At 57.0% G+C, this 14,539-nt stretch carries 15 protein-coding genes; 10 read left to right on the forward strand and 5 right to left on the reverse strand.

The window, feature by feature from the left end; genetic code table 11:
• Positions 1 to 128: 128 nt before the first annotated feature.
• Positions 129 to 1,064 carry a malate dehydrogenase gene (gene mdh, locus G5171_RS11425; protein WP_005340384.1) on the forward strand — a complete coding sequence of 312 codons (936 nt, stop codon included), beginning with the start codon at positions 129 to 131 and terminating at the stop codon, positions 1,062 to 1,064.
• A gap of 392 nt (positions 1,065 to 1,456) precedes the next feature.
• On the forward strand, positions 1,457 to 2,041 hold the full coding sequence (locus G5171_RS11430; protein WP_026034955.1) for a tetratricopeptide repeat protein: 585 nt from the start codon (positions 1,457 to 1,459) through the stop codon (positions 2,039 to 2,041).
• Between the two features lie 99 nt (positions 2,042 to 2,140).
• On the opposite strand, the gene hmpA is transcribed toward G5171_RS11430, so the two are convergent.
• Entirely contained in the window at positions 2,141 to 3,334 is a 1,194-nt protein-coding gene (gene hmpA / locus G5171_RS11435) for an NO-inducible flavohemoprotein (protein WP_421260204.1), read from the reverse strand.
• Positions 3,335 to 3,445: 111 nt separating this feature from the next.
• Between hmpA and G5171_RS11440 the strand changes: the two genes are divergently transcribed.
• Positions 3,446 to 3,916 (forward strand): Rrf2 family transcriptional regulator, encoded by a 471-nt coding sequence (locus G5171_RS11440; RefSeq protein WP_005340388.1) that lies wholly within the window; start codon positions 3,446 to 3,448, stop codon positions 3,914 to 3,916.
• A gap of 27 nt (positions 3,917 to 3,943) precedes the next feature.
• Here G5171_RS11440 and G5171_RS11445 read toward each other — a convergent pair whose 3' ends face one another.
• A complete protein-coding gene (locus tag G5171_RS11445; protein ID WP_421260205.1) occupies positions 3,944 to 5,224 on the reverse strand; it encodes an HlyC/CorC family transporter in 1,281 nt (426 codons plus the stop codon).
• A 34-nt stretch (positions 5,225 to 5,258) separates the two neighbouring features.
• Complete coding sequence (locus tag G5171_RS11450) at positions 5,259 to 6,050, reverse strand: cytochrome C assembly family protein (protein WP_041233962.1); 792 nt, start codon at positions 6,048 to 6,050, stop codon at positions 5,259 to 5,261.
• A 205-nt stretch (positions 6,051 to 6,255) separates the two neighbouring features.
• Here G5171_RS11450 and ffh point away from each other — a divergent pair, with 205 nt between their 5' ends.
• The 5 genes from ffh (at position 6,256) to rplS (ending at position 9,773) form a co-directional block, all read left to right on the forward strand.
• Complete coding sequence (gene ffh, locus G5171_RS11455; RefSeq protein WP_216980077.1) at positions 6,256 to 7,632, forward strand: signal recognition particle protein; 1,377 nt, start codon at positions 6,256 to 6,258, stop codon at positions 7,630 to 7,632.
• A gap of 182 nt (positions 7,633 to 7,814) precedes the next feature.
• Complete coding sequence (rpsP, locus tag G5171_RS11460) at positions 7,815 to 8,063, forward strand: 30S ribosomal protein S16 (RefSeq protein WP_005341383.1); 249 nt, start codon at positions 7,815 to 7,817, stop codon at positions 8,061 to 8,063.
• A gap of 24 nt (positions 8,064 to 8,087) precedes the next feature.
• Positions 8,088 to 8,609 (forward strand): ribosome maturation factor RimM, encoded by a 522-nt coding sequence (rimM, locus tag G5171_RS11465; protein ID WP_421191981.1) that lies wholly within the window; start codon positions 8,088 to 8,090, stop codon positions 8,607 to 8,609.
• A gap of 34 nt (positions 8,610 to 8,643) precedes the next feature.
• A complete protein-coding gene (trmD, locus tag G5171_RS11470) occupies positions 8,644 to 9,393 on the forward strand; it encodes a tRNA (guanosine(37)-N1)-methyltransferase TrmD (protein WP_005308699.1) in 750 nt (249 codons plus the stop codon).
• Between the two features lie 32 nt (positions 9,394 to 9,425).
• Positions 9,426 to 9,773 (forward strand): 50S ribosomal protein L19, encoded by a 348-nt coding sequence (rplS, locus tag G5171_RS11475; protein WP_005308701.1) that lies wholly within the window; start codon positions 9,426 to 9,428, stop codon positions 9,771 to 9,773.
• Positions 9,774 to 9,881: 108 nt separating this feature from the next.
• Here rplS and G5171_RS11480 read toward each other — a convergent pair whose 3' ends face one another.
• Complete coding sequence (locus G5171_RS11480; RefSeq protein WP_042030746.1) at positions 9,882 to 10,205, reverse strand: isoamylase early set domain-containing protein; 324 nt, start codon at positions 10,203 to 10,205, stop codon at positions 9,882 to 9,884.
• Positions 10,206 to 10,285: 80 nt separating this feature from the next.
• Entirely contained in the window at positions 10,286 to 10,960 is a 675-nt protein-coding gene (gene mutH / locus G5171_RS11485; RefSeq protein ID WP_421260206.1) for a DNA mismatch repair endonuclease MutH, read from the reverse strand.
• Between the two features lie 732 nt (positions 10,961 to 11,692).
• Between mutH and rppH the strand changes: the two genes are divergently transcribed.
• On the forward strand, positions 11,693 to 12,220 hold the full coding sequence (rppH, locus tag G5171_RS11490; RefSeq protein WP_005341374.1) for an RNA pyrophosphohydrolase: 528 nt from the start codon (positions 11,693 to 11,695) through the stop codon (positions 12,218 to 12,220).
• A gap of 14 nt (positions 12,221 to 12,234) precedes the next feature.
• On the forward strand, positions 12,235 to 14,514 hold the full coding sequence (gene ptsP, locus G5171_RS11495; RefSeq protein WP_421260207.1) for a phosphoenolpyruvate--protein phosphotransferase: 2,280 nt from the start codon (positions 12,235 to 12,237) through the stop codon (positions 14,512 to 14,514).
• Positions 14,515 to 14,539: the final 25 nt, after the last annotated feature.

Here is a 14,539-nt window from a genome sequence, read left to right on the forward strand (position 1 = left end):
GCATGTTTCGTGGCTCACAGAACCCGTGACTGCAACTGTTATCAGATTGTTTTTTATGGGGGGATCCATTAAGGTTGGGCGCACAACAACAAACAACCTTAAACCTACGCTTAAACATGGAGTTGATCATGAAAGTTGCCGTTCTGGGTGCCGCTGGTGGCATCGGTCAAGCCCTCGCTCTGCTGTTGAAAAACCGTCTGCCGGCTGGCTCCGAGCTGAGCCTGTATGACATCGCCCCGGTTACCCCGGGTGTGGCCGTTGACCTCAGTCATATTCCTACCGACGTCGCCATCAAGGGCTTCTGCGGTGAAGATCCGACTCCTGCGCTGGTTGGGGCCGATGTGGTGCTGATCTCCGCCGGTGTGGCACGCAAGCCGGGGATGGATCGCTCCGACCTGTTCAATATTAACGCCGGTATCGTCAAAAATTTGGTCGAGAAGTGCGCGGCCACTTGCCCGAAAGCACTGATCGGCATCATCACCAACCCGGTCAACACCACTGTGGCCATCGCCGCCGAAGTGCTGAAGAAAGCCGGTGTCTATGACAAGCGCCGTCTGTTTGGTGTCACCACTCTGGACGTGATCCGCGCCGAGACCTTCGTGGCCGCCGCCAAAGGGTTGAACATCGACAAGGTACGCGTCAACGTGATCGGTGGTCACAGTGGCGTTACCATTCTGCCGCTGCTCTCCCAGATTGAAGGCGCCTCCTTCACTGCTGAAGAAGTGGCTGCCATGACCAAGCGCATCCAGAATGCCGGTACCGAAGTGGTAGAAGCCAAAGCCGGTGGCGGTTCTGCGACCCTCTCCATGGGTCAGGCGGCTTGCCGTTTTGGTCTCTCCCTTATCAAGGGTCTGCAGGGCGAAGCCAACGTTGTCGAGTGCGCCTACGTGGAAGGCAACGGCGAGCACGCCACCTTCTTCGCGCAGCCGGTACTGCTGGGCAAGAACGGTGTCGAAACCGTACTGGATTACGGCAAGCTGAGCGCCTTCGAGCAGGAAGCGATGGAAGGCATGCTGGCTACCCTGAAAGCCGATATCCAGCTGGGTGTCGATTTCGTCAAGTAAGCGGGTCAACCGTGCCAACAAGGGAGCTTCGGCTCCCTTTTGTATTGATGAGAGCCGCTCGGCAGGCTAAGGGGATGGGGCTTGGTGCCGATAACAGAGTGCAGCAGGAGATCCTTATGATGAAACCCCTTACCCTTCTCGTTCTTGTCGGTGCATTCACCGCGCCCCTCTATGGTGCCGAGGCGGTATCGGCTGCCGTATCGAGCGATGCGCCTGCAGCAAGTGCATCGGCACCGACCGCAAGCAGTGCTGCGGTGGCGGCCCCTGTCTCTGCTGCTACGCCAGCGCCCTCTGAGGCAGTCCCCGTTTTGCTTCCGGCTGAGCCGGTCACGCCCGTTGCCAGCAGTGGTGAGGGGGCCGCGCCGCTGCCAAAACCGGCGGAGCCTGCCGCTGTGGTGGCGCCTCCCGCACCTCTGGCCGCAGGCGAGTTGCAGGCGGTGCCGCTCTATCGTCAGGACGAGCTGCTCAACTGGATTGAGCAGGGGCGCCACCTCACTCAGGTTAAACAGGATCGCTGTCAGCTGACTCAGGATATCGAAGCGCGCGCCTCGGTGATGAAGATCCCAGCCTATCAATTCCTCTGGGGGGATATGCTGGCGTGGGGTGTCTGCACCAAATCGAATGCTGAGCTCGGGGTGCAATATATGTGGGAGGCGGCCAATCAGGGGTTGGCGCCGGCGCTGGAGCAACTGGGTCGCTACTACTGGAAAGGAACTTTGGTGCAGAAGGATTTGGTGCGAGCCGAGACCCTGATGCGCGAGGCGGCCAGCCTCGGTTTTCTGCGGGCCCGCATCGAGTGGGTCGAGATGCTGTTGCAGGGGATGGGCAGTCCGCTCGATTATGAGGACGCCTATCGCTGGCTCCATGGCTCCGTCATAGGTGACAAGGCGCTGCACCAGAAGGCGGCGAGTCTGCTCAACCGTCTTGGCAACAGGATGCCGGCCAACGTGGTGGCTCGCGCCAAGGCGATGCACTGATCCAAAAAAATGACCCACAGATCTGCACCTGTGGGTCCGGTTCCAGCCGCCGTGCCATGACAGGCCGGAACCTCCCTCTGTTATATGGCTGCCCGCGCCTTAGAGATCTTGGTGGGGGCCAAAAACTTCGTAATGGAGCTGCCCCGTTGGTACCCCAGCAGCCAGCAGCTGCCGCTTGATCTCTTGCATGAAGCTGACAGGGCCACAGAAGTAGTAGTGGGCCTCTGGCGTGATGCGCTCCTTCACGGCAGTCAGATCCATGGTGCCGGCCAGGTCGTAATCTTCACCCTGTACATCGCTGGCCTCCGGCTCCCGATACCAGACCCGGCTCAGCAAGTTGGTATGCTGGCGGGATTTTTGCTGAGTATCCTCCCGGAAGGCGTGTACAGCGCCCTGTTCGCAGGCGTGCAGCCAAGTGATCTCGGCCTGATGAGCACTCTCCAGCAACTGGTTGAGCATGCTCATCATCGGCGTCACGCCGACACCGGCTGAGAGCAGTACCACCGGGGTCTGGCTGTCGGCTTTCAGGTAGAAATCGCCGGTAGGGGGCATCACCTCGATCTTGTCACCCGCCTGCAGGTAATCGTGCAGCAGGTTGGAGACCTGGCCCTGCGGCTCACGCTTGACGCTGATGCGGTAATCCTGCCCATTGGGGGCATCGGAGAGGGAGTACTGGCGGATCTCCTGATATTCCAGCTCGGGGTGAACCAGCTTGATGCTGAGGTATTGGCCCGGTTTGAAGGTCAATACCGGCTTGCCATCTTCCGGCGCCAGCAGGAAGGAGGTGATGAGGGCGCTCTCGGCCCGCTTCTCCTTGATGATGAAGGTGCGGGTTCCTTGCCAGCCGCCATCCTGGCTTGCCTTCTCCTGATAGATCTCTCGCTCGCGGCCGATGAAGATGTCTGCCAGCACGCCATACGCCTTGCCCCATGCCTCCAGCACCTCGTCGGTGACCGCACTTCCGCCCAATTCTTTGAGCGTGGCCAAGAGATGACTACCTACAATGTGATATTGTTCCGGCTGGATCAGGAATCCGGTATGTTTGTGCGCAATCCGCTCGACCGCACCGGCGAGCGCTCCCAGATTGTCGATATTCTTTGCATACGCGGCGACTGCATTGAACAGGGCCAGCGGCTGGCCGCCACTGCGTTGGTGGGCCAGGTTGAAGATATCTTTCAGCTCCGGGTTATGGCTGAACATCCGTTGGTAGAAGTGCTGGGTGAGGGCAGGGCCTGCCGATTCGAGCAGCGGGATGGTGCTTTTGATGACGGCAACGGTGGTTTGATCTAGCATAGAGGCCTCGTTCTAATTGAACATATAAAATGTCATTTAATAAGTGGCATCCTAGATGTTTATTTGATTTGAATCAATACTCCACTTTTCGCATCGCGCTAATCAGGTTTTATGAGACTAACCAGTTATACAGATTTCGGATTGAGAGCCCTGCTCTATCTTGCCACCCTGCCGGAAGGGGAGTTGTCGAGCGTTGCCAAGGTATCGGCCCTGTATGGTGTTTCCCGCAACCACATGGTGAAGGTGGTCAATCAGCTGGTGAAGCTGGGCTATCTGCAATCCCAGCGGGGCAAGAATGGCGGTATTCGTATGGCTTGCGATCCCGCCACCATCAATATCGGGCAGGTGATCAGGGCGCTGGAAGGCAATCTGGACGGCATTGACTGCGGCTCGCCCGCTTGCCACATCGTCTCTGTCTGTCTGCTCAAGAGTGCGCTGAAAGAGGCGATGGATGCGTTTCTGGCGGTGATGGATAGCTATACGCTGCAAGACCTGCTGGCCAACCGTGACGAGCTGCAACGGGTCTTCGGTGAATTGATCCCGACACTGGTGCTGGAGCCGGATGACGAAGATGAGCAATAGAAAAGGGCTGCCACTGGCAGCCCTTTTTCAATCTTGCGAATCCGACTCCGCCCGGTACGATGCCGGCATGATCCGCGCCATCTTCACCATGTTATTCTCTACATCGAGGATCTCGATAGGATAGCCAGCAAGCCGGATACCTATGTTGGGCTGGGGGATCTCCTCCAGATATTCGAGGATCAGACCGTTGAGGGTACGCGGGCCGTCGATGGGCAGGTGCCAGTTCATCTCCTTGTTCAGCTCACGGATGCTGGCTGAGCCTTCCACTAGGAAGGAGCCGTCCGGTTGGGGATGGATCTCGTCGCTCGGCGCTGGCGTCATGGAGGTGGTGAAGTCCCCCACGATCTCTTCCAGAATATCGTCTAGGGTGATTAGCCCCTGAATATCGCCGTATTCGTCGACGATCAGGCCAATTCGCTCCTTGTTGCGCTGGAACTTGGCCAGCTGCACGTTAAGTGGGGTTCCTTCCGGAATGAAGTAGATCTCGTCCACTTCCCGCAACAGACTCGATTTGTTGAACTGGTCCTTGGCTACCAGCCGCAGGGCATCGCGCGCGTGTAAAAAGCCGACAACGTCGTCGATATTGTCGCGATAGAGCAGGATCTTGGTGTGAGCGCAGTGAGCCAGCTGGCGCTGGATGCTTTTCCAGTCATCGTTGATGTCGATGGCGTAGATATCGCTGCGCGGTACCATGATGTCTTCGACCAGCATCTTGTCGAGATCAAGGATGCTGAGCAGCATCTCCTGATGACGCTTGGGGATCAGGTTGCCTGCCTCGTTGACGATGGTGCGCAGCTCCTCGGTATTGAGGGAGTCATCCTTGTGGGGATTGATCTTCAGCATCTTGAGCAGGCCGCTGGTGATGCCGTTGATCAGCCAGACCAGCGGCGAGAGCGGCACCATCAGTCCCTTGAGGATCCAGGAGGCGGGATAAGCGATCTTCTCCGGGAACATGGCGGCCAGCGTCTTTGGTGTCACTTCACCGAATACCAGAACAACCAGTGTCAAGCCGAAGGTGGCGATGGCGACCCCGAGATCACCAAACAGCCGGATACAGACGATGGTGGCGATGGCAGAGGCGAGGATATTGACCAGATTGTTGCCGATCAGGATCAGTCCCAGCAGGCGATCGGGGCGGGCGAGTAGTTGCTCGACGCGACGTGCGGCTTTGTGTTTGGTCTGTGCCAAGTGCCGCAGCTTGTAGCGGTTGATGGACATCAGACCGGTTTCGGAACTGGAGAAGAAGGCGGATAAGAGGATCAAGATAACGAGAACAATCAGTAATGTGCTCGTTGAGATACTGTCCAAAAAGGGCTCCTGTTGGGTGGTATGGCTAAGTATGTCAGCTCAACAGCACTTCTTTGACGAAGCGGCTGCCAAAGTAGGCAAGGGTCAGGATGAAGCTGCCGATCAGACTCAGCGTGATGACTTTGCGACCGCGCCAGCCATAGGTGTGGTGACCCCACAGCAGCAACACGTAAACACACCATGCCAGGATGGAGAGCACTGCCTTGTGAGACTTGCCCTGGGCGAACATATCTTCGAGAAAAAAGAGGCCGGAGGCGATGGAGAGGGTCAGCAGCAGCACCCCCGCAGAGATAAGCTGGAACAGCCGCTTCTCTACCGTCATCAGTGGCGGCATCGCTGGCAGGTTACTGATTTTTCTAGATTTAAGCTGCTTGTCCAGACAGGCAAGCTGCAACGCAAACAGGCAGGCGATCATTAATACCGCATAGGCCATCAGGGCGAGGCCAATGTGCAGCAGCAGCTGGGGATGGGCCTCCAGATGGGTTATGTAGCGACCCGGGATCAGGGCACTGGCAGCCAGCAGTAGGGCCGAGAAGCTGTACACTACCGGCAGCAGGATCCAGCCGTTGAAGCGACGAGTGACGCAGGTCATGAAGCAGCTGATGATGAGACTCACCAGCGAGGCGACGTTGAGCATGCTCAGGTTTTGACCTGAATGGGTCACCATTACTTCACTGGCAACAGACGCACCATGGGCGACCAGCGCCAGTCCTACGCAAGCAAACAGGGGGGCGTGCCCGACTTGTTTGGCATTGAGCAGCAGGTGCAGTGAGGCGATGATGGCCAGCAGATAAAACGCCAGGGCCAGAACAGAGATCACGATCATAACCAGGTCGTTGTTACACAAGCATTTAGGGATACAAGAGGAGCAGTATACCTTGCACAAGATGTGCTCGCCAGTTGTGCAATGGCCGATCTGCCCATATATAGGGACGAAGCATCGATGAGTGGCTCCGCGGTGAATAATCGTCCTCGCGGCTGCTCTGGGTTATAATGTCCTCCATTTACAACGCCAAGAACCGGAATGCGTCATGTTTGAGAATTTGACTGAACGACTCTCGCGCACCTTGCGCAATGTCAGTGGCCGCGGCCGTCTGACCGAAGAGAACATCAAGGAAACCCTGCGCGAAGTCCGCATGGCGCTGCTCGAAGCGGATGTCGCCCTGCCGGTGGTGCGTGATTTCGTAGCTCGCGTCAAGGAGCGTGCCGTCGGCCAGGAAGTGGCCAAATCCCTGAGCCCGGGTCAGGCGTTCATCAAGATTGTGCACGGCGAACTGGTCACCGTAATGGGTGAGGCCAACGAGCAGCTCAATCTGGCTGCCCAGCCGCCCGCCATTATCCTGATGGCCGGTCTGCAGGGTGCCGGTAAAACCACCACGGTCGGCAAACTGGCCAAGCTGCTCAAAGAGCGCAACAAGAAGAAGGTGCTGGTGGTCAGTGCTGACGTTTATCGCCCAGCAGCGATCAAGCAGCTGGAGACCCTGGCGGGTGACATCGGCGTCGACTTCTTCCCGAGTGACGCCAGCCAGAAGCCGGTCGACATCGCCACCGCCGCCATCGATCAGGCGCGCAAGAAATTCTATGACGTGGTGATCGTCGATACCGCCGGCCGTCTGCACGTCGATAGCGAGATGATGGCCGAGATCCAGGATCTGCACGCCACCATCAAGCCGGTCGAGACCCTGTTCGTGGTGGATGCCATGACTGGTCAGGATGCTGCCAATACCGCCAAGGCATTTAATGAAGCACTGCCCCTTACCGGTGTGATCCTCACCAAGGCGGACGGTGACGCCCGTGGCGGTGCCGCGCTGTCGGTACGCCATATCACCGGCAAGCCGGTCAAGTTTATCGGTATGGGCGAGAAGACCGATGCACTGGAGCCGTTCCACCCTGATCGCCTCGCCTCTCGTATCCTCGGCATGGGCGATGTGTTGTCGCTGATCGAGGAAGTCGAGCGTAACGTCGATAAAGAGAAGGCCGCCAAGCTGGCCAGCAAGGTCAAGAGTGGCAAAGGCTTCGATCTCGAGGACTTCCGCGAGCAGTTGGCCCAGATGCGCAACATGGGCGGCATGATGGGCATGCTCGACAAGCTGCCCGGCATGTCCGGCTTGCCGGACAACATCAAGGATCAGATGGATGACAAACTCACCGTGCGGATGGAGGCCATCATCAGCTCCATGACGCCGAAAGAGCGTGCCCATCCCGACCTCATCAAGGGCTCTCGCAAGCGTCGTATCGCTGCTGGTTCCGGCATGCAGGTGCAGGACGTGAACAAGCTGCTCAAGCAGTTCACAGAGATGCAGCGCATGATGAAGAAGATGTCCGGCAAGGGCGGCATGCGCAAAATGATGAGCCAGATGAAGAACATGCTGCCACCGGGATTTGGTGGCGGTCGCGGTCCGTTCTGATTATCCGGAGTTAGGTATTGAGCGAGGGTCTGCGAGTTGCAGGCCCTTTTCATTGCCACCTTGCGCAAAAAATGGCTGGCTTGGTTGCAATTATTACGAATCCAAGTAGAATTATGCGGCTTATTTTAAGCTAGGGTCCGCGTGTTTGCGGGCCTTGTTCATTAGATGTTAATGAGGACGATATGGTAACCATTCGTTTACAACGTGGTGGCGCGAAAAAGCGTCCGTTCTACCAGGTAGTAGTTGCTGACAGCCGTAACGCCCGTGACGGTCGTTTCATCGAGCGCGTTGGTTTCTTCAACCCGGTTGCTTCTGGTAACGCTGAAAAGCTGAACCTGGACCTGGCTCGCATCGAGCATTGGGTTGGTACTGGTGCCGCTGTTTCTGACCGCGTTGCCAAGCTGATCAAAGACGCTGCCAAAGCTGCTTAATCAGTCAAACGGTAAGGAGTTAAGGTGGAAAAACCTGTAGTTCTGGGCACCCTGGGTACCGTATACGGCATCAAGGGGTGGCTTAAAGTGAACTCCTTCACCGATGTTGCCGAAGCGATTTTCGATTACAACCCCTGGCTGATTAATCAGAACGGGGTGTGGCGTGAAATTCGGGTTTCATCCTGGAAACGTCACAACAAGGGTCTGATCTGCAAACTCGATGGTATCGATGTGCGCGAGGATGCCCTGGCATTGACCAATGTCGAGATTGGCGTAGCCGCCGATCTGTTGCCTGCGTTGCCCGAGGGCGAGTTCTACTGGCGTGACCTGATTGGTTGCTCGGTAGTGACCACCAAGGGATACGACCTGGGCAAGGTGACCGAATTGATGGAAACCGGCTCCAACGATGTGTTGGTGGTTGAGGCCAATGTAAAAGATGCCTTTGGTGCAAAGGAGCGGTTGATTCCGTTCCTGGAAGAGCAGGTGATCAAGAATATTGATCTGACTGCTCGAACAATCGAAGTTGATTGGGATCCTGGTTTCTAGTTTCCCGCGGTAACACGAGTGCCGGAGGTTTCTTATGTGGATTGGGGTGATTAGCCTCTTCCCTGAAATGTTCCGAGCCATTACCGAGCACGGGGTAACGGGTCGGGCCGTCAAGAGTGGCCTGCTGCAGATTGAGTGCTGGAACCCCCGGGACTTTACCCACGACAAACACCGTACGGTCGATGATCGTCCTTATGGTGGTGGGCCCGGCATGTTAATGATGGTTCAGCCGCTGCGTGACGCGATTCATGCAGCCAAGCAAGCGGCGGGAGACGGGGCGAAAGTCATCTATCTCTCCCCTCAGGGACGCAAGCTGACTCAAGCTGGCGTAACCGAGTTGGCGACGAATCAGAAACTGATTCTGGTAGCCGGTCGATACGAAGGTATCGATGAACGCGTGATACAAACCGAAGTCGACGAAGAGTGGTCTATCGGGGATTACGTGTTAAGTGGTGGCGAGTTGCCTGCCATGACCCTGATCGATGCGGTTTCGCGTCTGGTTCCAGGAGTCTTGGGTGATCAGGCCAGTGCCGAGCAGGACTCCTTTACGGATGGCTTGCTGGATCATCCCCACTATACTCGGCCGGAGGTGTTGGATGGGCTGGCGGTGCCCGAGGCGCTGACAAGCGGCAATCACGAAGTGATTCGACGCTGGCGTCTCAAGCAATCGCTCGGACGAACCTGGCAAAGAAGGCCGGAACTTATTAACAACCTAGCTCTGACTGACGAGCAAGAATCACTTCTTGCCGAGTATGTCCGCGAAGTGCGTGACAGCGTTAAGTAGAGTTTTCAGTTTATCCTAGGTAAGGAAAGACAATGAGCAAGATTATTCAGCAGCTTGAACAAGAGCAAATGCGTACCGACATCCCGGCTTTTGCCCAGGGCGACACCGTACGTGTTCAAGTTCGTGTTAAAGAAGGTGGTAAAGAGCGTCTGCAGGCTTTCGAAGGCATCGTAATTGCCAAGCGTAACCGCGGTCTGCACTCTGCTTTCACCGTTCGCAAGATCTCCAACGGCGAAGGTGTTGAGCGTGTATTCCAGACTCACTCTCCGCTGATCCACAGTGTAGAACTGAAGCGTCGTGGTGATGTTCGCCGCGCCAAACTGTACTACCTGCGCAACCTGTCCGGTAAAGCTGCTCGTATCAAAGAGAAGCTCAACTAATTCGATTCGAATTGGTGTCGATATGTCGGCGAAAAGCTCGACAGGTAGTGAAAAGGCTCGCCAATGGCGAGCCTTTTTTGTATCCGTCTATGGACTATCTGGTTACCGTTACTGGATCACTCGCACCACCGAATTGTCGCGGCCGTAGGGGCTGGGTACGTAAGCGTCGGCTTGCCAGTCATTCTCGTACAGGGTCTCTCCCTCCGAAGTGATGAACTGGTAGCAATACTCGAAACTCTCCGGCCCGTCGGTCGGCAGGTTGAGGGTTGCCTTGAACTCACCGCTCTTCATGCGCTTCAGTTCGACCGGTTGCCACTGGGTGAACTCGCCGATCAGCATCACCTGCTGCGCGCCTGCTGCGGCCTCTTTCTCGACGGCGAAGGTCACCTTCACCTCAGGTTTGGACTTGAGAAACTGCTTGGTAAGTGGCATGACGCCTCCTTGTCTGTGAGTTAAAAATGGCTCCTGCCTATTTTTATACCACCTTATGACAAAGATGTTGATAAAGCAGATCAAACTGGCAGGGCAAAATAGCGTTGCAGCAGACTGTGGGTGAAATCGATCTTGAGATAAAAGCCACGGGGCAGGGTCATAATGGGTTGACCATCGCGGCCGATGGCGCGAGTCAGCGCCTTGTTGTTGGCGGCCTTGGGGCGCAACTGCATTACCTGGCCGTGGCGTGCGCTGATCTGCTCCACCTCTCCCAGCACTATCATGTCCATCAGCTCTTCCCAGTCCTGGCGCAGCAGCCGATCTTCCTCCTCGCTGGGGCTCCACATCAGCGGCATCCCCACCCGCCGCTCGCCAACCGGGATCTCGCGGCTACCTTCCACCGGGATCCAGAGCACTCGTGACAGCTTGTTGCGCACGTTGGACTCCTCCCAGCGCTGACCGCTGACACCGATCAGCGGCGCGACGCAGACAAAGGTGGTTTCCAGCGGTCGCCCCTGAGGATCGACCGGGATCGTCTTGAGCTCGATCCCGAGATCCGGAAAGTCCTGCTCCGGCTTGCTGCCGGCACTGGCCCCCAGCTGCAGCTCGATCAACTGGCCCACCCACCCCTTGTCCCGGCGCAGATCTCTGGGTACCGCCACACCAGCTTCGGCGGCCAGCTGCGCCAGCGTGAAGCCTGCCATGGCGTAGGCACGGCTCAGCAACTCCGGTTCGGATTGGGGATTGTTTGGCATGTTTGGCTCCATATTGCTCGACCTATTCTAACAGGGCAGGATCCCGGGAGGATCGCTGTTTTTATAACCGATCCTGAGTAGATAAGGGTAAATGGGGATAATTCGGCTATGTAGGTCTTATGATTATGATTTTAAAGAAATTTGTCTTTTTTATCGAGCAAGGATATTCAGCCGATCCGGGTCCGAAATAGTTGTCCAAGGGTTTGCGGATGATGTTACACACAGTTATCCACAGAAATCTTGGATAAGTGGATGAAAGTGGGTGGAGTCGCGGGTATGTTACAAAAAATTGTGAATGCCACCCCATTTTTACAGGGTTAACGGGGTAGATATTGTGCCACTCCTGTGGATAATTTCGCCGAGGTGGATCTTTGAGCAGTTGAACTTGTTCACAATCCGGATCATGGATCTGGCGCGTGGAGTGACATGGATCTAGATCCAGTTATCATGTCCTAACACAATGTAAAATAATAGTTTTTTATATGTCATGTTGCATGTTGATGCGGAGAGTCACTTTTCGCGTACAGTTAAAAAGTACTGTATATACCCGTTTGCTAACAGCTTTATACACAGTCTGGGTGGGCAACTTGGGGGAGCGGATCCTTGGATTTGTTTATAAGTATGTTTGAAATTGAAAGTTATTCATGAAACAGGGGATTCACTCCTTGTTTGCTGCCACGGGGTGAATGTGGAACAATCTCCTTATAGATTCAGCCTTTATAAGGTGATCACGTGATTGATGGCGACGGATTTCGTCCCAATGTCGGTATCGTGATCTGTAACCGTGAAGGACAAGTGTTGTGGGCTAAACGCTATGGGCAGCACTCCTGGCAGTTTCCGCAGGGGGGGGTTGATGATGGTGAAACGCCAGAGCAGGCCATGTATCGAGAGCTGTATGAGGAGATTGGCCTCAAGCCCGAAGATGTGACCATCATGGCCACCAGTCGTAACTGGCTAAAGTACCGTTTACCCAAACGTCTTGTCCGCTGGGACAGTTCACCGGTCTGTATTGGCCAAAAACAAAAATGGTTCCTGTTACAGCTGAATCCGGGCAAGGAGTCGCAGATCCAGTTCGGCTGTCATGGCCATCCCGAATTTGACGACTGGCGTTGGGTCAGCTTCTGGTACCCGGTGCGTCAGGTCGTTTCGTTCAAGCGGGAGGTTTACCGCCGGGTCATGAAAGAGTTTGCCCCGCTGGCGATGCCAGTGCCGGTAGTGCAGGTCAACAAGAAGGATGGGCGGCGCAACCGCGCCCGTTAAGGAGCACAGATTAGTTGTTAACGGAACTGAGACGTATCGTCGAGAGCATGGCCGAGGCCAATACCCTCGAGCAGGCCTTGCAAGCATTGGTGAGCCAGACCCGGCACGCCATGGCAGTGGACTGCTGCTCCGTCTATGTCTCGGAACCCGAGGTGCGCCGCTATCGCTTGGCGGCTACCGACGGCTTAGCCCCGTCCGCGGTCGGCAAGGTCACTCTGCCCTACGAGCAGGGCATCGTCGGTCTGGTGGGTCAGCGGGAAGAGTTGATCAACCTGGCTGATGCTCCCGCGCATCCCAGTTTCAAATTCCTGCCCGATGTTGCCGAAGAGGCGTTCCGCTCCTTCCTTGGTGCCCCCATCATGCATCAGCGTCAGGTGGTCGGCATTCTGGTCGTGCAGCAGAAGGAGAGCCGCCGCTTCGATGAGGGGGAAGAGTCCTTCATGGTCACCCTGGCGGCCCAGCTGGCTGCGCGGATCGCCCAGGCGCAGGCCAAGGGGTGGCTGCAGAAGACCGACTGGAGCAAGCCGTTACGCGGTATTGCCGGTGCCAGCGGCATCGCCATGGCCAAGGCCTGGGTGTGGCGGCCCCGCAAGGCGCTCTCGTCCATTACCCCGCGCAAGGATGAAGACCATGCCAGCCAGCTGGCGCGGCTGGAGCTGGCGGTTGAGGAGGTGCGGCACGACTTGGAGAGTCTGGCGCTGCGTTTTCGTGAGAGCTACAGCCAGGATTCGGTGGCGATCTTCGACATCTACCTCCATCTGCTGAACGATCCTGGCTACATCAAGCCCATTCGCAACAAGGTGAGCAAGGAGCACTGGACTGCGGTATCTGCGGTCAAGCTCATCAGCGATCGCTTGATCGAGCAGTTCAAGGGGATGAAGGATCCCTACCTGCAAGAGCGCTCCACCGATGTGAAAGATATCGCCCAGCGGCTGATCAGCCGACTGGTGCAGAACGAGCCGGAGCATATCTCGATCGGTGAGCCTGTGGTGCTGGTCGCCGACGAGGTGACGGCCACCATTCTGGCGGAAGTGCCCCGCGAGTATCTGACCGGGGTGGTCTCGCTCAAGGGGGGGACCAACTCCCACGCTGCCATTCTGGCCCGTGCCATGGGTGTTGCCGCCATCATGGGGGTCGATCTGCCCCTTGGTGACATTGGTGGTCGCATGCTGGTGGTCGATGGCTATAGCGGTGATCTCTTCATCGAGCCCAATCAGCTGATCCTGACCGAGTATCGTCAGCTGCTGAGCGAAGAGCGGGCGCTCGATACCCTGGTGCGCAGCGTCGACAACCTGCCATCCGAAACCGCCGATGGCACCAAGGTCTCCCTACTGCTCAACGCAGGTCTCAGTGCCGATACCGAGATCTCCCTCAACCAGCTGGCGGACGGGGTGGGTCTCTATCGCACCGAGATCCCCTTTATGCTGCAGGAGAGCTTCCCCTCCGAGTGGGAACAGACTGCCCGTTATCGCGGCATTCTGGAGACCTACCGCAACCGGCCGGTCTGCATGCGGACGCTGGATGTGGGCGGCGACAAGCCGTTACCCTATTTCCCCATCGTCGAGGAAAACCCCTTCCTTGGCTGGCGGGGGATCCGGATCACCCTGGATCACCCCGAACTGTTTCTGGTGCAGCTCAAGGCGATGCTGCGTGCCAGCGAAGGGCTGGACAATCTGGCCATCATGCTGCCGATGATCAGCAGCGTCAGCGAAATCAAAGCCTCCCGTCGTCTGCTGGATCAGGCGTGGCGGGAAGTGTCGGAAGAGGCTGCGAGCCGCGATGCGGTGATCCGCTACCCCAGCCTCGGGGTGATGATCGAGGTGCCCTCAGCCCTCTTTATCTTGCCGGAGATGGCGCCGCTCATCGATTTCTGGTCGGTGGGCAGTAACGACCTGACCCAGTACCTGCTGGCGGTAGATCGCAACAATTCCCGGGTTGCCAACATCTACGATGCCTTCCATCCTGCGGTGATCCGCGCCCTGCAACAGCTGGTTGATGCCTCCCATCGCTACCAGAAGCCGGTGTCGGTGTGTGGCGAGCTGGCCGGTGATCCGGTCGGTGTACTGCTGCTGCTTGCCATGGGCTATCGCCGCTTCAGTATGAACACCCACAACATCGCCCGGATCAAGTACGTGCTGCGTCAATCCACCCTGAGCGAGTTGACCGAACTGATGGCCGATGGCCTCAAACATGACAACCCCCACGTACTGCGCGGCCTGTTTGCCCGCTATCTGGAGGAGCATGGTTTGGGCGGTTTGCTGCGAGCCGGTCATAAATCGAAACAGAGTGATTGATAATCATGCCTTGTCCCTGCTGACG

Source organism: Aeromonas sp. 600774 (genome assembly GCF_049175075.1).
Lineage (GTDB): Bacteria > Pseudomonadota > Gammaproteobacteria > Enterobacterales > Aeromonadaceae > Aeromonas > Aeromonas veronii_A.

Coding starts and splice junctions, on each gene's coding strand:
- rpsP (WP_005341383.1), top strand. CDS start 7,815: ATGGTAACCATTCGTTTACAACGTGGTGGCGCGAAAAAGCGTCCGTTC.
- G5171_RS11440 (WP_005340388.1), top strand. CDS start 3,446: ATGAGACTAACCAGTTATACAGATTTCGGATTGAGAGCCCTGCTCTAT.
- ffh (WP_216980077.1), top strand. CDS start 6,256: ATGTTTGAGAATTTGACTGAACGACTCTCGCGCACCTTGCGCAATGTC.
- mdh (WP_005340384.1), top strand. CDS start 129: ATGAAAGTTGCCGTTCTGGGTGCCGCTGGTGGCATCGGTCAAGCCCTC.
- mutH (WP_421260206.1), bottom strand. CDS start 10,960: ATGCCAAACAATCCCCAATCCGAACCGGAGTTGCTGAGCCGTGCCTAC.
- trmD (WP_005308699.1), top strand. CDS start 8,644: ATGTGGATTGGGGTGATTAGCCTCTTCCCTGAAATGTTCCGAGCCATT.
- hmpA (WP_421260204.1), bottom strand. CDS start 3,334: ATGCTAGATCAAACCACCGTTGCCGTCATCAAAAGCACCATCCCGCTG.
- G5171_RS11480 (WP_042030746.1), bottom strand. CDS start 10,205: ATGCCACTTACCAAGCAGTTTCTCAAGTCCAAACCTGAGGTGAAGGTG.
- rplS (WP_005308701.1), top strand. CDS start 9,426: ATGAGCAAGATTATTCAGCAGCTTGAACAAGAGCAAATGCGTACCGAC.
- G5171_RS11450 (WP_041233962.1), bottom strand. CDS start 6,050: ATGATCGTGATCTCTGTTCTGGCCCTGGCGTTTTATCTGCTGGCCATC.